This is a genomic window from Streptomyces sp. NPDC091972, assembly GCF_044756385.1.
Classification (GTDB): domain Bacteria; phylum Actinomycetota; class Actinomycetes; order Streptomycetales; family Streptomycetaceae; genus Streptomyces.
Genome location: NZ_JBIVSV010000003.1, coordinates 133,447 through 155,085, shown reverse-complemented (window position 1 = coordinate 155,085; position 21,639 = coordinate 133,447). Strand labels below are relative to the sequence as shown.

The 21,639-nt window shown below is 72.4% G+C and carries 19 protein-coding genes; 12 read left to right on the top strand and 7 right to left on the bottom strand.

Features of this window, described 5'->3' with window-relative positions:
• Positions 1–141: 141 nt before the first annotated feature.
• From ACIQJT_RS09865 to ACIQJT_RS09845, 5 genes are all read left to right on the top strand, one after another.
• A complete protein-coding gene (locus ACIQJT_RS09865) occupies positions 142–1,167 on the top strand; it encodes a 6-phosphofructokinase (RefSeq protein WP_053851917.1) in 1,026 nt (341 codons plus the stop codon).
• 114 nt (positions 1,168–1,281) lie between these two features.
• Entirely contained in the window at positions 1,282–2,232 is a 951-nt protein-coding gene (locus ACIQJT_RS09860; protein WP_365448608.1) for a cytochrome c oxidase assembly protein, read from the top strand.
• Between the two features lie 68 nt (positions 2,233–2,300).
• Positions 2,301–3,677, top strand: coding sequence for a DUF6777 domain-containing protein (locus tag ACIQJT_RS09855; protein WP_402641618.1), 1,377 nt, complete (start codon positions 2,301–2,303; stop codon positions 3,675–3,677).
• Positions 3,678–3,704: 27 nt separating this feature from the next.
• On the top strand, positions 3,705–5,552 hold the full coding sequence (locus ACIQJT_RS09850; protein WP_402641616.1) for a protein kinase: 1,848 nt from the start codon (positions 3,705–3,707) through the stop codon (positions 5,550–5,552).
• Between the two features lie 13 nt (positions 5,553–5,565).
• The gene (locus tag ACIQJT_RS09845) at positions 5,566–5,742 is read left to right on the top strand and encodes a membrane protein (protein WP_007380401.1); all 177 of its coding nucleotides are present in this window, start codon (positions 5,566–5,568) and stop codon (positions 5,740–5,742) included.
• A gap of 3 nt (positions 5,743–5,745) precedes the next feature.
• Here ACIQJT_RS09845 and ACIQJT_RS09840 read toward each other — a convergent pair whose 3' ends face one another.
• Genes ACIQJT_RS09840 through ACIQJT_RS09825 form a run of 4 tightly spaced genes read right to left on the bottom strand, consistent with a single transcriptional unit; the run spans position 5,746 to position 9,771 of the window.
• Positions 5,746–6,951, bottom strand: coding sequence for a sensor histidine kinase (locus tag ACIQJT_RS09840; RefSeq protein WP_402641613.1), 1,206 nt, complete (start codon positions 6,949–6,951; stop codon positions 5,746–5,748).
• Complete coding sequence (locus tag ACIQJT_RS09835; RefSeq protein WP_365448601.1) at positions 6,948–8,660, bottom strand: cation acetate symporter; 1,713 nt, start codon at positions 8,658–8,660, stop codon at positions 6,948–6,950. The genes ACIQJT_RS09840 and ACIQJT_RS09835 overlap by 4 nt, the downstream gene beginning before the upstream one ends.
• Complete coding sequence (locus tag ACIQJT_RS09830) at positions 8,657–9,019, bottom strand: hypothetical protein (RefSeq protein WP_365448599.1); 363 nt, start codon at positions 9,017–9,019, stop codon at positions 8,657–8,659. The genes ACIQJT_RS09835 and ACIQJT_RS09830 overlap by 4 nt, the downstream gene beginning before the upstream one ends.
• 2 nt (positions 9,020–9,021) lie before the next feature.
• Positions 9,022–9,771 (bottom strand): LytTR family DNA-binding domain-containing protein, encoded by a 750-nt coding sequence (locus ACIQJT_RS09825; protein ID WP_365448597.1) that lies wholly within the window; start codon positions 9,769–9,771, stop codon positions 9,022–9,024.
• A 78-nt stretch (positions 9,772–9,849) separates the two neighbouring features.
• On the opposite strand from ACIQJT_RS09825, the gene ACIQJT_RS09820 reads away from it, so the two are divergent.
• The 7 genes from ACIQJT_RS09820 (at position 9,850) to ACIQJT_RS09790 (ending at position 18,312) form a co-directional block, all read left to right on the top strand.
• Complete coding sequence (locus tag ACIQJT_RS09820; protein ID WP_053847682.1) at positions 9,850–10,338, top strand: Lrp/AsnC family transcriptional regulator; 489 nt, start codon at positions 9,850–9,852, stop codon at positions 10,336–10,338.
• 150 nt (positions 10,339–10,488) lie between these two features.
• Positions 10,489–11,301, top strand: a complete 813-nt coding sequence (gene ddaH / locus ACIQJT_RS09815) for a dimethylargininase (protein ID WP_365448595.1) — start codon at positions 10,489–10,491, stop codon at positions 11,299–11,301.
• Positions 11,298–12,518: an ornithine--oxo-acid transaminase gene (gene rocD, locus ACIQJT_RS09810; RefSeq protein ID WP_402641606.1), complete on the top strand. Its 1,221-nt coding sequence runs from the start codon at positions 11,298–11,300 to the stop codon at positions 12,516–12,518. The genes ddaH and rocD overlap by 4 nt, the downstream gene beginning before the upstream one ends.
• A 94-nt stretch (positions 12,519–12,612) precedes the next feature.
• Positions 12,613–15,045: a SpoIIE family protein phosphatase gene (locus ACIQJT_RS09805; protein ID WP_365448591.1), complete on the top strand. Its 2,433-nt coding sequence runs from the start codon at positions 12,613–12,615 to the stop codon at positions 15,043–15,045.
• Positions 15,046–15,103: 58 nt separating this feature from the next.
• Positions 15,104–16,348 carry a SpoIIE family protein phosphatase gene (locus tag ACIQJT_RS09800; RefSeq protein WP_365448589.1) on the top strand — a complete coding sequence of 415 codons (1,245 nt, stop codon included), beginning with the start codon at positions 15,104–15,106 and terminating at the stop codon, positions 16,346–16,348.
• Between the two features lie 141 nt (positions 16,349–16,489).
• Positions 16,490–17,215, top strand: coding sequence for a lysophospholipid acyltransferase family protein (locus ACIQJT_RS09795; RefSeq protein WP_365448587.1), 726 nt, complete (start codon positions 16,490–16,492; stop codon positions 17,213–17,215).
• A gap of 74 nt (positions 17,216–17,289) precedes the next feature.
• Positions 17,290–18,312 (top strand): NAD(P)-dependent oxidoreductase, encoded by a 1,023-nt coding sequence (locus tag ACIQJT_RS09790; protein WP_365449530.1) that lies wholly within the window; start codon positions 17,290–17,292, stop codon positions 18,310–18,312.
• Between the two features lie 54 nt (positions 18,313–18,366).
• Here ACIQJT_RS09790 and ACIQJT_RS09785 read toward each other — a convergent pair whose 3' ends face one another.
• The 3 genes from ACIQJT_RS09785 to ureG form a co-directional block, all read right to left on the bottom strand.
• Positions 18,367–19,980, bottom strand: coding sequence for an alpha/beta hydrolase (locus ACIQJT_RS09785; protein WP_402641602.1), 1,614 nt, complete (start codon positions 19,978–19,980; stop codon positions 18,367–18,369).
• A 128-nt stretch (positions 19,981–20,108) separates the two neighbouring features.
• Positions 20,109–20,885, bottom strand: coding sequence for an urease accessory protein UreD (locus ACIQJT_RS09780; RefSeq protein ID WP_402641599.1), 777 nt, complete (start codon positions 20,883–20,885; stop codon positions 20,109–20,111).
• Positions 20,873–21,550 (bottom strand): urease accessory protein UreG, encoded by a 678-nt coding sequence (gene ureG, locus ACIQJT_RS09775; protein ID WP_402641596.1) that lies wholly within the window; start codon positions 21,548–21,550, stop codon positions 20,873–20,875. The genes ACIQJT_RS09780 and ureG overlap by 13 nt, the downstream gene beginning before the upstream one ends.
• Between the last annotated feature and the right edge of the window lie 89 nt (positions 21,551–21,639).

The following is a 21,639-nucleotide window of genomic DNA, read 5'->3' as shown; positions in this document are numbered from 1 at the left end:
CCGCACAGGTGAGCGGGGCCGTCCAGCAGGCGGACGCATGCTTCGGCCCCGCCCCCTCCTGCCGCTAGGGTGGCGGGGTTCGAGCCGGACAGCGTGGTCCGGACCCGTGCCAGTCCCATCGCTGAAAAGGTTCTCGCGGCTATGCGCATTGGTGTCCTCACGTCCGGCGGCGACTGCCCCGGCCTGAACGCCGTCATCCGGTCCGTCGTGCACCGTGCCGTCGTCGACCACGGCGACGAGGTCATCGGCTTCCGGGACGGCTGGAAGGGCCTCCTGGAGTGCGACTACCTCAAGCTCGACCTCGACGCCGTGGGCGGCATCCTGGCCCGCGGCGGCACGATCCTCGGCTCCTCGCGGGTCCAGCCCTCGCATCTGCGGGACGGCGTGGAGCGGGCCAAGGGGCATGTCGAGGAGCTCGGGCTCGACGCGATCATCCCCATCGGCGGTGAGGGCACGCTCAAGGCCGCCCGGCTGATGTCGGACGCCGGTCTGCCGATCGTGGGCGTGCCGAAGACGATCGACAACGACATCGCGGTCACGGACGTCACCTTCGGGTTCGACACGGCCGTCGGTGTCGCGACCGAGGCCCTCGACCGGCTCAAGACCACCGCCGAGTCCCACCAGCGGGTCCTCGTCGTCGAGGTCATGGGACGGCACACCGGCTGGATAGCGCTGCACTCCGGCATGGCGGCCGGTGCGCACGCCATCGTCGTGCCGGAGCGTCCCTTCGACATCGAGGAGCTGGCCCGGCGGGTCGGCGAGCGGTTCGAGGCGGGCAAGCGTTTCGCGATCGTCGTGGCGGCGGAGGGTGCCAAGCCGGCGCCCGGCTCCATGGCCTTCGACGAGGGCGGCAAGGACATCTACGGGCACGAGCGCTTCGCCGGGATCGCCCGCCAGCTGTCGATCGAGCTGGAGGAGCGGCTGGGCAAGGAAGCCCGGCCGGTCATCCTCGGGCATGTGCAGCGCGGCGGTACGCCGACCGCGTACGACCGGGTCCTCGCCACGCGGTTCGGCTGGCACGCGGTGGAGGCCGTGCACCGCGGGGAGTTCGGTCACATGACCGCGCTGCGCGGCACCGACATCCTGATGGTGCCGCTGGCGGAGGCCGTGGAGACGCTGAAGACGGTCCCCGCGGACCGCTACGAGGAAGCCGAGTGCGTCCTCTAGAGCATCGCGCGGGACACTGAGGAATCCGCCCCCGGTCGCAGCCGCGACCCGGGGCGGTTCTAGTCTGTGTGGCGGACAGACTTGCACAACCCCCACGAATCAGGAGCCGCCGCGATGGACCACAGCGGGCACGGCATGACCCACGATCTGCCGCCGTTCACGCTGGGACGAGGGCTCCAGTGGTCGGCCGACCCCTTCTTCCTCGTCGCCTGCCTCCTCGCGCTCGGCCTGTACGCGTGGGGAGTCGTGCGGCTGCGGCGGCGGGGTGACTCGTGGTCCGTGGGACGGACCGTCTCCTACGTGACCGGTGTGCTGTCCATCGGGCTGATGATGTGCACCGGGCTGAACGACTACGGGATGGTCATGTTCAGCGTGCACATGGTGCAGCACATGGTGATCAGCATGCTGTCGCCGATCCTCGTCCTGCTCGGCGCGCCGGTCACCCTGGCCCTGCGGGCGCTGCCCGTCGCCGGCAAGGGGCACAAGGGGCCGCGTGAGCTGCTGCTCGCGCTGTTGCACAGCCGGTACATGCGGATCATCACGCATCCGGCGTTCACCATCCCGCTGTTCATCGCGAGCCTGTACGCCCTCTACTTCACGCCCCTTTTCGACTTCCTCATGGGCTCGAAGACCGGGCACGTCGCGATGATGGTCCACTTCCTCGCCGTCGGTGTCGTCTTCTTCTGGCCGATCATCGGCGTGGACCCGGGACCGCACCGGCCCGGGTACCTGATGCGGATGCTGGAGTTGTTCGCCGGGATGCCGTTCCACGCGTTCTTCGGCATCGCGCTGATGATGGCGTCCGAACCCATGGTGGAGACGTTCAAGAACCCGCCCGCCTCACTCGGCATCGACGCGCTCTCCGACCAGAACTACGCCGGCGGTATCGCGTGGGCGTTCAGTGAGATTCCCTCCGTTCTCGTGCTCATCGCACTGCTGTTCCAGTGGTACGGCTCCGAACAGCGGCAGGCCAAGCGCACGGACCGGGCCGCCGACCGGGACGGCGACAAGGAACTCGAGGCGTACAACGCATATTTGGCCTCTTTGAGCACCCGCGAGCGATAAGAGGCTTCGCCTTTCCGTGGCGTTCAGTAGCATGAAGCGCGTTGGGGGAACCGCCGGGGGGAGCGGTCATGACACTTCGCGCATTTATGCACAGGATCGCCGTCCTGGCGATTTTCTCGCTGCTGCTGAGCGGCTGCGAGAAGGGAAATGCACTGACGGTGGTCAAGGCCGTCGCCGTCGGTGTGCCCTCGCTCGCGCCGTTCTTCGAGGAGAGCAGCGGGCTGGGCAGGGACGCCACGGCCGTGCGGTCGCGGCCCGTACAGGGAAGTCTCCAGCAAGGGGACACTCCCGGTCTGTACGGCGGCAGCAAGCAGCCGACCATCTGTGACGTCGCCGGACTCGAACGATTTCTCACCGATCCCAGGAATCACAAAAAGGCACAGGCGTGGGCCGGTGTGCTGAACATCGGCACGGACGGGATACCGGAATATCTGGATCGCCTCACTCCCGTTCTGCTCCGTCACGACACTCTCGTCGAGAACCACGACTACAAGAAGGAAAAGGCCGTCCCGTACCTCTCCTTGCTCCAGGCGGGAATCGCGATTCTCGTCGATGAACAAGGGGTTCCGGCTGTGAAGTGTTCGTGCGGAAATCCACTGCGTCCCTTCAAGGGTGACACCGGCCGGATTTCCGTACGGTTCGAGGACGGCAACAAGAAGTGGGCGGAATACGGGCCCGAGTCCGTGGTGGCCGTGAAACCCGCGCCACGGAAACTGGCACGGGTCGCTCTGGTCGACGTCCGGGAACCCGGCCGCGGCATCAACCGCCCGGTCGGCACCACCGGACAGAAGGACACCGCCTTCGACGCACGGAAGCGGCGCACGGTACCGGACCTCACCGGGCGGACCTTCGCCCGGGCGAGCCGGGAACTGATCGAGGCCGGGCTGGCGGCCGGGTACGCGGGGCAGGAGACGCCGTCCGACGGCGCGAGGGTCACGGCGAGCGATCCGCCCGCGGGCACCGGGCTGCCGTTCGGGCGGTACGTGACGCTGACCGTGACCGAGGACGGCACGGGCACCTCCAGCGGGGTGAGCGGGCCGACGACCACTCCCGCTCCGCCGTCCCGGCCGCACGTGTCGTCCCCGGGCACACCGCCGCCGCCCCCGTCGTCGGGGCCCTCGAGCCCGGCGGGGTCGCCGGGGTCGTCCTCGGCCGGCGGCAGGCCCGGGGCGTCCTCCGCTCCGCCGTCGTCGAGTGCGCCGGCGCCGGGCTCGTCCTCGCCCGACAGGCCGAGCAGTCCGTCGAGCGCCACCCCGCGGACCAGCAGCGCGCCGCCACCACCGCCTCCCCCGCCGCCGCCTCCGTCACCGCCTGCGTCGACGACCAGCGCGCCCGTCACCAGCGCGCCCGTCACCAGCGCCCCTGCCACGAGCGCGCCTGCCACCAGTGGGCCCGCGACCGGTGTGCCGGTCACCGGCGGCCCGAGCACCACCGTCGCCACGTAGCGTCCCGCAGAACCGGGGAGTCACCGGATGCCTTCAGGATCACCGACGTCGGGAGTGGGCCGGATCATCGCCGGCCGGTATCTGCTGCTGAACCCGCTCGGCAGCGGCGGCATGGGCCATGTGTGGCTCGCCCACGACCAGAGACTCGCCTGCGAGGTCGCGCTCAAGGAGATCGTGTTCCGCGACCCGGTGGAGGCGGGCCGTGAACGGGAGGCCCGGGTGGCGCGGGCCCGCGCGGAGGCCCGGCACGCGGCGGGGCTGCGGGGCCACCCCCATGTGGTGACCGTGCACGACGTGCTGGAGCACGAGGGGCTGCCGTGGATCGTCATGGAGTACGTCGCGGACGCCGTGGACCTGCGCGACCTGGTCGGGACCCGCGGCCCGCTCGCCCCGGCGGAGTGCGCCCGCATCGGCCTCGCCGTGCTCGACGCGCTGACCGCCGGGCACCGGCGGGGCGTGATGCACCGGGACGTGAAGCCGGCGAACATCCTGCTGGCGCCGGACCGCGGCGGGTCGCCGTACGGGCGCGTCCTGCTCACCGACTACGGGATCTCCGTGCAGCCGGACGCCGGGGAGACCCGGTACACGCTGGCGTCGGTGCTGGTGGGCACGGCGGGCTATCTGGCGCCGGAGCGGGCCACGGGCGGTGCGCCCACCCCGGCCGCCGACCTGTTCTCGCTGGGCTGCACGCTGTACCACGCGGTGGAGGGCGTGGGTCCCTTCGAGCGGGAGTCCCATCTCGCCGAGGTGACCGCGGTGGTCATGGAGGAACCGCGGCCCGCCGTGCGCGCCGGCGCGCTGGGTCCTGTGCTCCGGGCGCTGCTCGCGAAGGACCCCGGTCAGCGGCTGTCGGCGGCGGAGGCGGAGGCCGCGCTGTCGCGGATCGTGACACCCGAGGCCGAGCCGTACGTCCGGACGCGGACCGACCTCGGTTCCCAGCCGCCCTGGGCGGCCGTGCAGGTGCCGCCGCCCGGGCCGCCTCCTCTGAACGGGCATCGGCCGCATCCCGAGGCGCTTCCGTCCCGGGGCGGCCACCGGCGGGAGCGCTCGCACGCCCTTCGGGCCGTCCTCGCCTGCGGTCTCGGACTGCTGCTGGCCCTGGGCGGGGTGTGGTACGCGACGGCCGACCGGTCGTCGGACGGCGGCGGGGGCGGCCACCAGGGCGCGCGCCGGCCGTACGGCGGGGCGGTCGGCCTCACCGAGCCGCTGCGGGACGGCGACTGCGTGATCGCCGACTGGCCGGGTTCGCAGCGGTTCCGGGGGACGCCCCGGCTGCGGCTGGACCCCGGCTGCGACACCGTCCCGGACGGCCAGGTGACGGCGTTCGCCGGGGCCGCCTCCGCGGACGAGGCGCGGCGGACGGGGGCGGCGGAGTGCGAGGAGCGGACGCGGGAGGTCCGGGAGCGGCTCGCGGACGTCCGCAGCCACGCCGTCGTGCCGACCGACGACGGCTTCGTGGCGGCGGGGCGGCGCACCGCCTGTCTGGTGCTGGGGGCGAACGGGCCGCTGTACGGGCCGGTCGGGACGCATCGCGCGCCGGGTTCGCCGTTCGCGGACACGGCCACCATGCAGCGGCGGGACTGTCTGGACGTGCGCACCAACCGGGACGCCCGGCTGGTCTCCTGCGCGGGCTCCTACGACGAGCAGGTGCTCGGATTCACCCGACTGGACCCCGATGTCACGCTGGCCGAGGCGAGGACCGAGTCGGACGCGGCGTGCGCGCGGGACGTGCCGCCGGGCGACTACGGCTTCGATCCGTCCGTGTTCACGGCGGGCTCCTGGACCAGCGAGGGACCCTGGAAGAACGGCACACATTTCGTCGTGTGCACCGTGCGCAGGCAGAACGGGGGCACCATGGAGGGGGACGAATCCTGAGGAGGGTGTTGCGATGCCCGGTAGCGGTTCCACGGACGGCTCGACCCGAACGATGGGGGTGCTCACCGTGGGCGGTCTCGTCGCGGTGACGGCCTACACGGTGGCGCTCGGCAGCAACGGCTGGCTGTGGTTCGGCTGGGTCGTGCTGGGTCTGATCACGCTCGGCATGGTGGCCACCCGCAGTACCTGACCGTCAGCCGTCCGTCAGGCGGCCCGCCGAGTGCACGCCCGGCTGGTACTTGGGCAGCCGGGCGGTGATCCTCATGCCCGCGCCGACGGCCGTCTCGATGACGAGCCCGTAGGCGTCGCCGTACACCTGGCGCAGCCGGTCGTCGACGTTGGACAGGCCGATGCCGCCGGAGGGGCTGACCTCGCCGGCGAGGATGCGGCGGAGCAGGACCGGGTCCATTCCGGCGCCGTCGTCCTCGATGACGACGAGGGCCTCGGCGCCGGCGTCCTGGGCGGTGATCTGGAGGTGGCACTTCTCGGCCTTCCCCTCCAGGCCGTGCTTGATGGCGTTCTCGACCAGGGGCTGAAGGCACAGGAAGGGCAGGGCGACCGGCAGTACCTCCGGGGCGATCTGGAGGGTGACGGAGAGGCGGTCGCCGAAGCGTGCCCTGACGAGTGCCAAGTAGTGGTCGATGGCGTGCAGTTCGTCGGCGAGGGTGGTGAAGTCGCCGTGCCTGCGAAACGAGTAGCGGGTGAAGTCGGCGAACTCGAGGAGGAGTTCGCGGGCGCGCTCGGGGTCGGTGCGGACGAACGAGGCGATCACCGCGAGCGAGTTGAAGATGAAGTGCGGGGAGATCTGGGCCCTGAGTGCCTTGATCTCGGCCTCGATGAGCCGGGTGCGGGACTGGTCCAGGTCGGCCAGTTCGAGCTGGACGCTCACCCAGCGGGCGACCTCCCCGGCGGCGCGGACCAGGACGGCCGACTCGCGGGGCGCGCAGGCGACGAGGGCGCCGTGGACGCGGTCGTCGACGGTGAGCGGGGCGACGACCGCCCAGCGGACCGGGCAGTCGGGTGCGGCGCAGGTGAGCGGGAACGCCTCGCCGCGGCCGGTCTCCAGCGGGCCGGCCAGGCGTTCCATGATCTCGGTGCGGTGGTGGCCGCCGACGCCGTCCCAGGCCAGGACCTGTTTCTGGTCGGTGAGGCACAGCGCGTCCGTGCCGAGCAGCGAGCGCAGTCGCCGGGCCGACTTGCGGGCGGTCTCCTCGGTGAGCCCGGCCCGCAGCGGGGGCGCGGCCAGGGAGGCGGTGTGCAGGGTCTCGAAGGTGGCGTGCTCGACGGGGGTGCCGAGACCGCCCAGGGTCTGGGGGCGGGCCGTGCGCCGGCCGAGCCAGAACCCGGCGGCGAGCAGCGGGAGGATCGCCACGCACAGTCCTGCCAGGAATCCGCTCACGCCTTCACCTCCGCCCTGAGCTCCTCCGGCAGGTGGAAGCGGGCCAGGATCGCCGCCGTGCCCGCCGGCACCCGGCCCGCGGTGGCCAGGGACACCAGCACCATGGTGAGGAAGCCGAGCGGCACCGACCAGAGCGCGGGCCAGGCGAGCAGGGCGCGCAGGGGGCCGCCGGCCGGGAATCCGGCCATGGTCGCGGCCACGGCGAGGAAGGCGGAGCCGCCGCCGACCAGCATGCCCGCGGCGGCTCCGGGCGGGGTGAGCCGCCGCCACCAGATGCCGAGCACGAGCAGCGGGCAGAACGAGGAGGCGGAGACGGCGAAGGCGAGCCCGACCGCGTCGGCGACGGGAAGTCCGCCGACCAGGACGCTCGCGGCGAGCGGGGCGCACATCGCGAGGACCGTGCCGAGCCGGAAGTGCCGTACGCCGCGCGAGGGCAGGACGTCCTGGGTGAGCACGCCCGCCACGGCCATGGTGAGCCCGGAGGCCGTGGAGAGGAAGGCCGCGAAGGCGCCGCCGGCCACCAGCGCGCCCAGCAGGTCGCCGCCGAGGCCGCCGATCATCCGCTCGGGGAGCAGCAGGACGGCGGCGTCGGCGTCCCCGGTGAGGGTGAGTTCGGGCGCGTACAGGCGGCCGAGGGCGCCGTAGACCGGGGGCAGGAGGTAGAAGCAGCCGATCAGGCCGAGGACGGCGACCGTGGTGCGGCGGGCGGCGACGCCGTGCGGGCTGGTGTAGAAGCGGACGACGACGTGCGGCAGGCCCATGGTGCCGAGGAAGGTGGCGAGGATCAGTCCGTACGTGGCGTACAGGGGCCGGTCCTCGCGGCCCGCGGCGAGGGAGGTCGACATGCCGTCGCTGGTGCCGCGGTCGGCGGCGGGGACCGTGCTGCCCTCGGCGAAGGTGAGGCGGGTGCCGCGTTCGATGCGGTGGGTGCCGGTGCGCAGTTCGAGTCTGCGGTCGTCGTGCGGGCGGCCGTCGACCGTGCCGGTGACGGTGACGGTCAGGGGGCTCTCCAGTGTGAGGTCGAGGGTGGAGTCGACGCGGACCACCCGCTGTTCGCGGAAGGCGGCCGGTTCCTCGAAGGCGTGGCTGGGGGCGCCGTCGCCCTGCCAGGCGAGGATGAGGAAGAGGGCGGGGACGAGCAGGGCGGTGAGCTTGAGCCAGTACTGGAAGGCCTGCACGAAGGTGATGCTGCGCATGCCGCCCGCGGCGACGGTGGCGACCACGACGACGGCCACGATGACTCCGCCGAGCCACTGTGGCGCCCCGGTCAGGACGGTCAAGGTCAGCCCTGCCCCCTGGAGCTGGGGCAGCAGGTAGAGCCAGCCGACGCCGACGACGAAGGCGCCCGCGAGCCGCCGTACGGCCTGGGAGGCGAGCCGGGCCTCGGCGAAGTCGGGGAGGGTGTAGGCGCCGGAGCGGCGCAGCGGGGCGGCGACGAACAGGAGCAGGACGAGATAGCCGGCGGTGTAGCCGACCGGGTACCAGAGCATGTCGGGGCCCTGGACGAGGACCAGTCCCGCGATGCCGAGGAAGGAGGCGGCGGACAGGTACTCGCCGCTGATGGCGGCCGCGTTGAGGCGGGGGCCGACGGTGCGGGAGGCGACGTAGAAGTCGGAGGTGGTGCGGGAGATGCGCAGGCCGAAGGCGCCGACGAGGACGGTGGCGACCACGACCAGGGCGACCGCGGGCACCGAGTAGCCGGAGTTCACCGGTCCTCGACCAGCCGCACGAAGTCCCGTTCGTTGCGTTCGGCGCGGCGCACGTACCAGCGGGCCAGCAGGACCATGGGGACGTAGAGGCCGAAGCCGAGGACGCCCCATTCGAGGCGGTGGGCGTCGGGCATGGCAGCGAAGAGCAGCGGGAGCGGGCCGACGAGCAGTCCGAGGAAGGCGAACACAGCGAGGGCGGCGCGCAGTTGGGTGCGCATCAGGGAGCGGACGTAGGTGTGGCCGAGGGTGGTCTGCTCGTCGATCTCGGTGCGCGGCCGGTAGTAGCCGGAGGCGGGGCGGCCGCGGCGGGGCGGGCCGGTGACGACGACCCGGCGTTCGACGGGGTCCTGGTGCGGCACGGTCAGGGCCTCCTCATCAGCAGGTCCCGCAGCTCGCGCGCGTGGCGGCGGCTGACCTGGAGTTCCTCGCCGCCGACGAGGACGGACACGGTGCCCGCGTCCAGTCGGAGTTCGCCGACGTGGCGCAGGGCGACGAGGTGGCGGCGGTGGATGCGGACGAAGCCGCGTGAGCGCCAGCGCTCCTCCAGCGTGGACAGCGGGATCCGGACGAGGTGGCTGCCCTTGTCGGTGTGGAGGCGGGCGTAGTCGCCCTGGGCCTCGACGTGGGTGATGTCGTCGACGGCGACGAAGCGGGTCACCCCGCCGAGCTCGACGGGTATGTGGTCGGGGTCGGGTTCGTGCACGGGTATGCGGGGTGCGGCGTCGAGGCGTTCGGCGGCGCGGCGCACGGCCTCCGCGAGGCGTTCCTTGCGGACCGGTTTGAGGACGTAGTCGACGGCCTTGAGGTCGAAGGCCTGGACGGCGAAGTCCTCGTGGGCGGTGACGAACACGACGAGCGGCGGTTTGGCGAAGCCGGTCAGCAGCCGGGCGAGGTCGAGGCCGTCGAGGCCCGGCATGTTGATGTCGAGGAAGACGACGTCGATCGCCTCGGGCCCGTGCGGCCCGGACTCCAGGGCGCGGTTGATGCGGCGCAGCGCCTCGGTGGCGTCACCGGCCCCCTCCACGCTGCCGATCCGGGGGTCGGTGCTCAGGAGGTAGAGCAGTTCCTCCAGCGAGGGGCGTTCGTCGTCGACAGCCAGGGCGCGCAGCATGAACCCGGAGTGTAGGAGCAATTCGTACGACTGGACACGTGCGGAGGTGTGGGCGCCCGTGCTGGATACAGTGCCGACATGAACAGCAGGACCGTCGCGTTCGACGAGCTGGACCGGAAGATCATCACCGCGCTGATGGCGAACGCGCGGACCTCCTTCGCGGAGATCGGTGCGGCGATCGGGCTGTCGTCCACGGCGGTGAAGCGGCGCGTGGACCGGCTGCGGGAGACCGGGGTGATCACCGGGTTCACGGCCACGGTGGAGCCGTCGGCGCTGGGCTGGCGCACGGAGGCGTACGTCGAGGTGTACTGCGAGGGCGCGGCTCCGCCCCGGCGGCTCGCGGAGGTGGTGCGCAACCATCCGGAGATCACCGCGGCGATGACGGTGACCGGCGGTGCCGACGCGCTGCTGCACGTGCGGGCGCGGGACGTGGAGCACTTCGAGGAGGTGCTGGAGCGCATCCGCGTGGAGCCGTTCATCCGGAAGACGATCAGCGTGATGGTGCTGTCCCACCTCATCCCGGAGAGTCCCGAGGCGGGGGCGAGCCAACCGGCACCCGAGGCGTAGTGAATAAACGCATCAAGCGTGCGTTTCACCGGATGAACTCGCAGCATTCCTGCGCGGACACGCAATTCCTGTCGCTTGTCGGGCCTGTCGCCCGTTTTCTACCGTGGTGGCAACCCCCGTCGACACCGCAGGAAGCGGAGGAACCCCTCTGTGCCCGACTCCCGTGTGCCGCGGCGACGGCGTTTCCTCGTCTGCGAACCCAGACACTTCGCCGTGCAGTACGCGATCAATCCCTGGATGCATCCCGACACCCATGTCGACGTGGACCTCGCGCAGGAGCAGTGGCGGACCCTGATCCGCGCCTACGAGGCCCACGGTCACAGCGTCGACGCCGTGGAGCCGGTCCCCGGTCTCCCGGACATGGTCTTCGCCGCGAACTCGGCGGTCGTCGTCGGCGGCCGCGTCTTCGGCTCCCTCTTCCACGCGCCCGAGCGGCGCCCCGAGTCCACGCACTACGACCTGTGGTTCAAGAAGGCGGGCTACGACGTCCGGCGGCCCCAGGCGGTCTGCGAGGGCGAGGGCGACCTCGTCTGGACGGGCCGCTACGTGCTCGCCGGCACCGGGTTCCGCACGACCCGGGAGGCGCACCGCGAGGTGCAGGAGTTCTTCGGCCACCCGGTGATCAGCCTGACGCTGGTCGACCCGCACTTCTACCACCTGGACACCGCGCTGTTCGTCCTGGACGACGACAACATCGCCTATTTCCCGGAGGCCTTTTCGCCGGGCAGCCGCGAGGTACTCGCACGGCTGTACCCGGACGCGGTGCTCGCGACCCGTGACGACGCGATGGCGTTCGGCCTGAACTCCGTGTCCGACGGCCGGCACGTCTTCATCGCCCCGCAGGCCGAGGCCCTCGCCCTGCGCCTCGACGACCACGGCTATGTCCCCGTCCCCGTCGACCTCTCCGAGCTCCACAAGGCCGGCGGCGGCATCAAGTGCTGCACTCAGGAGATCCGCTCATGACCGCACCCGCAGGCACGCGTTCCTCCGCCGATCTCATCCGCGCCGAGGAGCCGGTCCTCGCGCACAACTACCATCCGCTGCCCGTGGTCGTCGCCCGGGCCGAGGGCACCTGGGTCGAGGACGTGGAGGGCCGCCGCTACCTCGACATGCTGGCCGGCTACTCCGCGCTGAACTTCGGCCACCGCCACCCGGCACTGATCGAGGCCGCGCACCGGCAGCTCGACCGGCTGACGCTGACCTCCCGCGCCTTCCACAACGACCGGCTCGCCGAGTTCGCCGAGCGCCTGGCCGCCCTGACCGGCCTGGACATGGTGCTGCCGATGAACACCGGCGCGGAGGCGGTGGAGAGCGGCATCAAGGTGGCCCGCAAGTGGGCTTACGAGGTCAAGGGCGTCCCGGCCGACCGGGCGACCGTCGTGGTGGCGGCGGACAACTTCCACGGCCGTACGACGACGATCGTGTCGTTCTCCACGGACGAGACGGCGAGGGCGGGCTTCGGCCCCTTCACGCCGGGCTTCCGGATCGTGCCGTACAACGACCTGGCGGCGCTGGAGGCGGCGGTCGACGAGACGACGGCGGCGGTGCTCCTGGAGCCGATCCAGGGCGAGGCGGGCGTGGTCGTGCCGGACGACGGCTATCTGACCGGTGTCCGCGAGCTCACCCGACGCCGGGGCTGCCTGTTCGTCGCGGACGAGATCCAGTCGGGCCTCGGCCGCACCGGCCGCACCCTGGCCGTCGAACACGAGGGGGTCGTCCCGGACGTCCTGCTGCTGGGCAAGGCACTGGGCGGCGGCATCGTCCCGGTGTCCGCGGTGGTCGGCCGCCGGGACGTCCTCGGCGTGCTGCGGCCGGGCGAACACGGCTCGACCTTCGGCGGCAACCCGCTGGCGGCGGCGGTGGGCACGGCGGTGGTCGAACTCCTGGAGACGGGCGAGTTCCAGCGCCGGGCGGCCGACCTCGGCACGGTCCTGCGGGACGGCCTGGCGGACCTCGTGGGCAGGGGCGTGGTCGGCTTCCGCGCGCGGGGCCTGTGGGCGGGCGTGGACGTCGATCCGGCGATCGGCACGGGCCGGGAGGTGAGCCGGCGGCTGATGGACGAGGGCATCCTGGTCAAGGACACCCACGGCTCCACGATCCGCCTGGCGCCGCCGCTGACGATCACGGCGGCGGAGCTGGAGTCGGCGCTCGCAGTGCTCGCAAGGGTGCTGAGGCAGTAGCTCACCCGCCGCCCCCGGGCCGCGCTCTCCCCCACATCGGGTGAAGATGTGACGAAGAGGTGGTAGACCACTCTCAGCGACAGAGAGGTCGGCCGTGGGCGCTCAGGAGGAGCACGACACCGCGCGGCACCGGTTCGACGTGGCCGATGCCGCGCCTCTGCTGCTCGATGCCCGGGGTGTCGTCAGGGGCTGGACCAGGGACGCCGAGCGTCTGCTGGAGTACGGCGCCGCGGAGGCCGTGGGAATGACGGCCTCCGCGCTGCTCGTCGCCGAGGAGGCCCGGCGGCTGCCGGAGCTCGCCGCGCGGTGCCGCGCCGACGGCGGCTGGGCCGGGCTGCTGACCGCCCTGCGCCGGGACGGCCGGCCACTGCGGGTCATGGTGCGGATCACCGCCGCAGACGACTCCGACGGCTCCGCCCGCTGGCTGGTCCTGCTGTCGGAGATGGCCGAGGCTCCCGGCTGGGACATGAGCCGGCGGGTGCTGGAGCAGATGGTCACCCGCTCCCCCATCGGCATCGCGGTCGTGGACACGGACCTGCGCTGCGTGTGGTCCAACCCGGCCCTCGAACAGTTCGGGAGCGCCCCGGCCCAGCGCCGGCTGGGGCTGCGGTTCGCGGAGATCCAGCCGGGCCTGGACGCGGAGGCGATCGAGGCGCAGATGCGGCGGGTACTGGAGACCGGTGAGCCGGTCGTGGGATACGAGCACGTCGGCCGGGTCCGCTCCGCCCCGCACCGCGAGACCGCCCACACCATGTCGTTCACCCGGATCGACGACGAACGGGGACACCCGATCGGTGTCTACTACACGGTAGTCGACATCACCGAGCGGCACCGGGCCCGCCAGCGTCTCGCCCTGCTCGACCGGGCCGGCGAGTACATCGGCCGCAGCCTGGACATCCGGCGCACCGCGCAGGAGCTGGCCGACGTGGCGGTACCGGCGCTGGCCGACTACATCACCGTGGACCTGCTGGAGTCGGTGCTGCGGGGAGCTGAGCCCACCGCGCGGGTGACGCTGCTCCGTGCCGGGCAGCAGTCGGTGAACGAGGGCGTCCCCGAGGCCGTCGTCGAGGTCGGCGAGGCGGCCGCCTACCGGCCCGGCTCGCCCCCGCTGCGGTGTCTGGACGAGGGCACGTCCTTGCGGGAGGAGCGGCTGGACCCGCTGGCCGCGGAATGGGCGACCGACATACCCGGCGGACGCCAGGCCACCTTCCTGGAGCTGGGACTGCACAGCGCGATGGTCGTGCCGATCCGCGCGCGGGGCGTCACGCTGGGCGTCACCACCTTCTTCCGCCGGCGCCGCCAGGAACCCTTCGACGAGGACGACCTGAGCCTCGCCGAGGACCTCGTCTCGCGGGCCGCCGTGTGCGTGGACAACGCCTGGCGCTACACGAGGGAACGCGAGGCGGCGCTCGTCCTCCAGCGCAGTCTGCTGCCCCACCGGCTGCCCGAGCAGGACGCCGTGGAGGTGACCGCCTGCTACCGGCCCGCCGACGAGCTGACGGGACTCGGCGGGGACTGGTACGACCTCATCCCGCTCTCCGGCGCCCGGGTGGCCCTCGTGGTCGGCGAGGTGCCCGGGCACGGGATCGGCGCAGCCGCGGCGATGGGCCGGCTGCGGACCGCCGTACGGACGCTGGCGGCGCTGGACCTGCCCCCCGAGGAGGTGCTGGGCCACCTCGACGACCTGGTGGGCCGGGCGGCGCGGGAGGAGGGGGTGGGGGCGGAGCCGGAGGACACCGGCAGCGCCCGGGGGTCGGGGTGCGTGTACGTCGTCTACGACCCGGTCGACGGGCAGTGCACGATGGCCGCCGCCGGGCATCCCGCGCCCGCCGTCATCCTGCCCGACGGCACGGCCGCCTTCGTGGACCTCCCGCAGGGGCCCTCGCTCGGCGTGGGCGGTCCGCCCTTCGAGTCGGTCGAGCTGGCCCTGGCCGAGGGCAGCACCCTGGCGCTGCACACCGACGGGCTGCTGGCCCGCGGCAAGGAGTGGGCCCTGGACGCGGGCCGGCACCGGCTGCGGCTGGCCCTGGAGAGGCCCGCGCCCTCGCTGGACCTGCGCTGCCGCGCCGTGGTCGACGCCCTGGCACCGGACCGGCCGCACGACGACGTGGCCCTGCTCATGGCCCGCACCCGGCTGCTGGGTCCCGACCAGGTCGCGGACTGGGACGTGCCCGTCGACCCGGCCCGGGTCGCGGAGGCCCGCAAGACGGCGTCCCGGCAGCTCACGGAGTGGGGCCTGGAGGAGTTCGCGTTCACGACGGAGCTGGTCGTCAGCGAACTGGTCACCAACGCCATCCGGCACGCCGTCGGCCCGATCCGGCTCCGGCTGATCCGGGAGCGCTCGCTGATCTGCGAGGTGCTCGACAGCGGGGACACCGCACCCCACCTGCGCCACCCGCGCACCACCGACGAGGGCGGCCGGGGACTGCTGCTGGTGTCCCAGTTCGCCCGGCGCTGGGGCACCCGGTTCGTACCGGAGGGAAAGATCATCTGGGCCGAGCAGTCCCTCACCGATCCGCCGGACTGACCTCCGGACCCCCCAGACCATGCGAAACTGGTGCGATCCCGGCGGGGAGGCGGCAGCCATGAGCGACAGATCCACCGACACCGACTCCATCGACTACCCAGCCGTGTTCAAGGCCCTGCCCGGCATGGTCGCGCTGCTCACGCCCGACCTGGTCTACGCGGACGTCAACGAGGAGTTCCTGCGCATGGCCGGGCGCCGGCGCGAGGAGGTCGTGGGCCGCTACCTCTTCGACGTCTTCCCGGACAATCCGAACGACTCCGCGCCCAGCGGCATGCGCAACCTGGCCGCCTCGCTGCGCCGGGTCGTGGAGACCGGGGAGCGCGACTCCATGGCCCTCCAGCGGTACGACGTCGAGGCACCGGGCCGGCCGGGGGTGTGGCAGGAGCGCTACTGGAGCCCCTGCAACGCCCCGGTGTTCGGCGCGGACGGCAAGGTCGAACTGCTCGTGCACCGGGTCGAGGAGGTCACCGAGCTGATCCGGGCCCGGGGCGCCAGAAACGGCGACCGCAACCGCGTCCTGGAGGCAGAGCTGTACACCCGCGCCCGTGAACTCCAGGCGCTCAACGAGCAGTTGCGACAGGCCCACGCCCGGGACCGCGAGGTGGCCCTCGCCCTCCAGGACGCCATGCTGCCCACCCGCCGGCAGACGCTGCACCACCGGGCCGCCGTGCGCTACCGCCCGGCGGTCGGCGCGCTGCACGTGTGCGGCGACTGGTACGACCTGGTCGACCTGGTGGGCGGCCACCGCGTCGGCGTCTCGGTCGGTGACGTGGTGGGCCACGGGCTCGCCGCCGCCGGGGTGATGGGCCAGCTGCGCAGCGCCCTGAGCGCCGCCTCCCGGGTCGCCCAGGGCCCGGCCCAGGCGCTGGACGTGCTCGGCCGGTACGCCCACGTCGTCGACGGCGCCGAGTCCGCCACCGCGGTCACCACCTTCATCGACTTCGACCACGGCACCCTCACCTACAGCAGCGCGGGGCACCCGCCGCCGATGCTGGTGCACGCCGACGGCCGGGTGGAGTGTCTGGACAAGGCGACCGACCCGCCGCTCGACGCCCGCCCCGACCCGATGCCCCGGCCGCAGGCCGCGACCACCTTCACCGACGGTGCCACCCTCGCGCTCTACACCGACGGCCTGGTGGAGCGTCGCCGGGAGGACATCGACACGGGGCTCGCCCGGCTGGCCGACTCCCTCGCCCGGCATCGCGAGGACGACCCGGAGACGCTCGCCGACGCGGTCCTGCTGGAGCTGCTTCCGCCCGGCGGCGCCACGGACGACACGGCTCTGGTGATCGTGCGGCTGTGAACGGGCCGAGGTCGGCGGGAGCTGCACCCGGCCCTGTTCCGGGGCCCGCCACCTGCGCCTACACTGGCAGCCCCATCTCACGCCGGTTGACCAGCCAGAACGCGGAGTTGAGCCGTCCGCCCGACCGAGGAGCGCCCCCTCTTGTTCTACTACATGCTCAAATACGTGCTGCTGGGGCCGTTGCTGAGACTGGTCTTCCGGCCTCGAATAGAAGGCCTGGAGCACATTCCGGAGTCGGGTGCGGCCATCGTCGCCGGCAACCACCTGTCCTTCTCCGACCACTTCCTGATGCCCGCGGTGCTCAAGCGGCGCATCACCTTCCTGGCGAAGGCCGAGTACTTCACCGGCCCCGGCATCAAGGGCCGGCTGACCGCCTTCTTCTTCCGCAGCGCCGGGCAGATCCCGGTCGACCGCTCCGGCAAGGAAGCGGGCCAGGCCGCCATCCGCGAGGGCCTCGGCGTGCTGCGCAAGGACGAGCTGCTCGGCATCTACCCGGAGGGCACCCGCTCCCACGACGGCCGCCTCTACAAGGGCAAGGTCGGCGTCGCGGTGATGGCCCTCAAGGCGCAGGTCCCGGTCATCCCCTGCGCGATGATCGGCACCTTCGAGGCCCAGCCGCCCGGCAAGGTCATCCCCAACATCCATCCCGTGGTGATCCGCTTCGGTGAGCCGCTGGACTTCTCCCGTTACGCCGGGATGGAGAACGAGAAGGCGATCCTGCGAGCCATCACCGACGAGATCATGTACGCGATCCTGACGCTGTCCGGGCAGGAGTACGTCGACCAGTACGCGGCCGTGGTGAAGGCGGAGGAGACCGCCGCGCGCCAGGAGAAGGAGCGCAAGTTCCCCCGGATACCGCTGAGCTGAGGTCTGCCGTCGGCAGAACCCCCTGGAGAAGGCGGAGTCGGCCGCCGTACGGTCGCCCCATGACGCGACGTGCTGTGGTGGTCGGAGCGACGGGACAGATCGGGCGGGCGGCCGTGGGCGCGCTGGCCCGGGACGGCTGGGAGGTGACGGCCGTCTCCCGGGGCGGCGCACGGGACGAGAGCTGGCCCGCCGAGGTGCGCACCGCCCGGGCCGACCGGGCGGACGACACCGCGCTGGCGGCCGCGGTGGGCGACGGCTGCGAGGTCCTGGTCGACATGGTGGCCTACGGTCCCGCGCACGCACGGCAGTTGCTGTCGCTGGCCGACCGCGTGGGGTCGGCCGTGGTGGTCTCCAGCATCTCGGTGTACGAGGACGACGAGGGCCGGGGTTTCGACACCCAGGGCGAGCCGGACGGCTTCCCGCAGTACCCGGTGCCGCTGACCGAGGACCAGCGGACCGTCGCCCCGGGCGACACCTCGTACAGCACTCGCAAGGCGGGGCTGGAACGTGAACTCCTGGGGGCCGGGGGGCGGTTGCCCACCACACTGCTGCGGGCCGGCGCGATCCACGGACCGCACTGCCGGACACCGCGCGAGCTCTACTTCGTCAAGCGCAACCTGGACGGCCGGTCCCGGCGCGTCCTCCCGTTCGGCGGCAGGAGCCGCTTCCATCCGGCGAGCGTCCACAACATCGCGGAGCTGATCCGGCTCGCGGCCGCCCGGCCGGGCACCCGGGTCCTGAACGCCGTGGATCCGGACGCCCCGACGGTGGCGGAGATCGCCGCCGCGATCGACGCCGTCATGGGTGCGCAGACCGAGACGATCGTGCTGGACGGGCCGCCGCCGTCGCCGGCCGTGGGCGACACCCCGTGGTCGGTGCCGTTGCCGGTGGTCTGCGACATGTCCGCCGCCGAGCGGGAGTTGGGCTACCGAGCCGTCGTCCGGTACGCGGACCGGCTGCCGGAGACCGTCGCCTGGATCGAGGCCCGATTGGCCGGACGGGACTGGCGGGAGGCGTACCCGAGGATGTTCGAGACCTACGGCGACCTCTTCGACTACGCGGCGGAGGACGCGTACCTCGACTCGCTCGGCGCATGAGGAAGGGGCGGCCCGTGCACCGGGCCGCCCCTCCTTCGTCGTACGGGATACCGCTTACGGCTTCGGCGTGGCGTGCGGGGTGCAGGTCACGTCGGTCCTGTCGAGCTTGCCGGTGAGCAGGTAGGTGTCGACCCGCGTGTTGATGCAGGGGTTGACCAGACCGGTCACGCCGTGGGAGCCCGCGTCCTTCTCGGTGATCAGGCGGGAGCCCTTGAAGCGCTTGTGCAGTTCGACGCCGCCCTCGTACGGGGTGGCCGCGTCACGCTCGGACTGCACGATCAGCACGCCGGGCAGGCCCTTGCCGGTCCTGACGTTCACCGGCGTCTGCTGCTTGACCGGCCAGGTGGCGCAGGGCAGGTTCAGCCAGGCGTTGGCCCAGGTCATGAACGGGTACTTCTGGTGCAGCGCGGTGTTGTCCCGGTCCCACTTCTTCCAGCTGGTGGGCCACTTGGCGTCGGTGCACTCGACGGCCGTGTAGACGGCGTTGCCGTTCTCCGAGGAGATGTTGCCCGCGGTGTCGGTGAGGTCCGGGGCGGCCGCGTCGACCAGCGCCTGGGTGTCACCGGCGAAGTACGCGCTGAACGCCGTGGCGACCGGGACCCACGAGGAGTCGTAGTACGGGGCGCTCTGGAAGAAGCCGATCAGCTCGGCCGGTCCCACGACCCCGCCGAGTGGGTTCTTCTTGGCCGTGGCCCGCAGTTCGAGCCACTTCGCCTCGACCGCGGCCCGGGTGGTGCCGAGGTGGAAGGTGGCGTCGTTGGCGGCGACCCAGTCCTCCCAGTCCTTCCAGCGGCCCTCGAAGGCGATGTCCTGGTCGAGGTTGGCCTCGTACCAGATCTTCTCCCGGGACGGGTTGACCACGCTGTCGACGATCATGCGCCGCACGTGGCCGGGGTACATCGTGCCGTAGACGGCGCCGATGTAGGTGCCGTAGGAGACGCCCAGGTAGTTGAGCTTCTTCTCGCCGAGCGCGGCGCGGATGACGTCCAGGTCGCGCACGGTGTTCGGCGTGGTCATCTGCTGGAGCATCGCCTTGCCGGTGCGCTCGGCGCAGCCCTCGGCGTACTCACGGGCCAGCTTGCGCTGGGCGAGCTTGTCGGCCTCGCTGTCCGGCACCGGGTCCATCTTGGGCGCCTTCACGAACTCCTGCGGGTCCATGCAGGAGATGGGCGCGGAGTGGCCGACACCGCGCGGGTCGAAGCCCACGAAGTCGTACGCCTTGGCCGCGTTCGCCCAGATCGGGTTCTTGTTGACGACGCGGAGCGGGAAGCGCATGCCCGAACCGCCGGGTCCGCCCGGGTTGTAGACGAGGGCGCCCTGGCGCTCCGCCTTGGTGCCGGTGTTGCCGATGCGGTCGACGGCGAGCTTGATCTGCTTGCCGTTCGGCCTCGCGTAGTCCAGCGGCACGCTGACCCAGCCGCACTGGACCGGCTTCGCGATGCCCCAGTCGGCGGGGCAGTCCGCCCAGTCGATGCCGGCCTTCGCGGCGCGGGCGGCGGCGATCGCGGCGCCCACGGCCTCACGGTCCTGTACGTGCCGGCCCGTCCGGTCGGACGTGTTGGCGCCGGACGCGGGTGCCGCGACGGCACCGGATATCAGTGTGGCCGTGATGAGCACACCGGCCGAACCGAGTGCCGTGGTGCGCCACTTCGGTCTCGTCTCCCTCAAGAGGGACCCCTCCCCGTACGTCGTTTCGATTCCTCCGGGGATCCTCGTGCTTGTGAAGTCGCTGTGAACAGGGTTTGCCGGGCTTCTTTGCCAATCCGATAAACGGAAGAACCTGTTCGCTCGGCGGACTAGGGCGCGAGCTCCCCCAGAGCCGCGTCCAGCACCCGGCGCAGCAGGAGGGCGTCCGGGGCCACGGCGGTGACGAGCGCGGCCGGTCCGGCGAGGGGCATGACGGCGGCGCCCTCGCCGAGCACCCGCGCCGGCACCGGCTGGCCGGCGAACTCCGGCCGTACGACGAGGAGCTGGCCGACCGCCCGGTGCCCCGCGAGCACGGCCGGGCCGTCCCAGCCCCCCGGCGCCCCCGGCCCGCAGGCCAGCTCTTGGTCGAGCACGGTCCGTCCCGCGACCCGCAGCACCAGCCGGCTGCTCAGCCGGCCCGGCTCCTCCCCCACCCGTCCGAGGACCTGTTCCTCCCGCAGTACGAGGCGGCCCGTCGCACCGATGTCGATCCGTGTGCCGACGGACAGGTCGCTGCCGCCCGCGGAGATCAACTGCTCGGGCAGCCAGCGCAGTTCGCCACCGTCGGCGACGGAGAGCCGTACGTCGTAGCGGGCCCCGTCCTTGGTCTGTCCGGGCAGGGCGATGGTGGCGGCGGCCGAGCCGACGCGCAGCCGGGCGCCCGGCCCGACCTCGGCCTCGACGGTGAAGTGGTCGCCGCCGAGGGGCCCGCTCATCGCGCCGACGAGCACGACCCGTGTCTCCGCGCCGCTCCCCCGGGTGCGTCGCAGCGCCAGCGGTCCGTCGCTCTCCAGCACGGGCAGGGCGGTGCCGCCGCGGCCGTCGTCCCGGGCGACCAGCCGTGCGGTGGCCCGCACGCCGGTCACGGCCGTGGTCACGCCGTCCACGCGGCGAGCTGCGACCGCACCCAGTCGGCGACGTCCGCGACGCCGGTCTCGCTCCGCAACGACTGGAGGACGACCGGGAGTTCGGCGCGCTGGGCCTTGGCGTCCGCGGCCATCCGGGCGAGGTCGGAGCCTACGTAGGGGGCCAGGTCGGTCTTGTTGACGATGAGGAGATCGGCGGTGGTGACGCCGGGACCGCCCTTCCTCGGGATGTCGTCTCCCCCGGCCACGTCGATGACGAAGATCTGGGCGTCGACCAGGCCCTTGGAGAAGGTGGCGGTGAGGTTGTCGCCGCCGCTCTCGACGAGGATCAGGTCCAGGGGGCCGACCGCCTCCTCCAGGTCCTCCACGGCTTCCAGGTTGGCGGAGATGTCGTCCCTGATCGCCGTGTGGGGGCAGGCGCCGGTCTCCACGGCGGTGATCCGCTCGGGCGGCAGCACGGCCTCCCTGAGCAGGAACTCCGCGTCCTCGCGGGTGTAGATGTCGTTGGTGACGACGGCGAGGGAGAGTTCGTCGCGCAGGGCGCGGCAGAGGGCGGCGACGGTCGCGGTCTTGCCGGAGCCGACGGGGCCGCCGAGGCCGATGCGGAGGGCTCGGCGGGTGCCGTTCTTTCGGTGGGCGTCGGCGCTCACCGCGGCGGGGCCGTCGTGGTGGTGGTCCAAGTGCATGTGCGGCTCCTGGGGTTCGTTGTCGGGTGCGGGTTCGTGGGGGCTGGTCGCGCAGGTCCCCGCGCCCCTGAGCGGGCTGACCGAGGGCC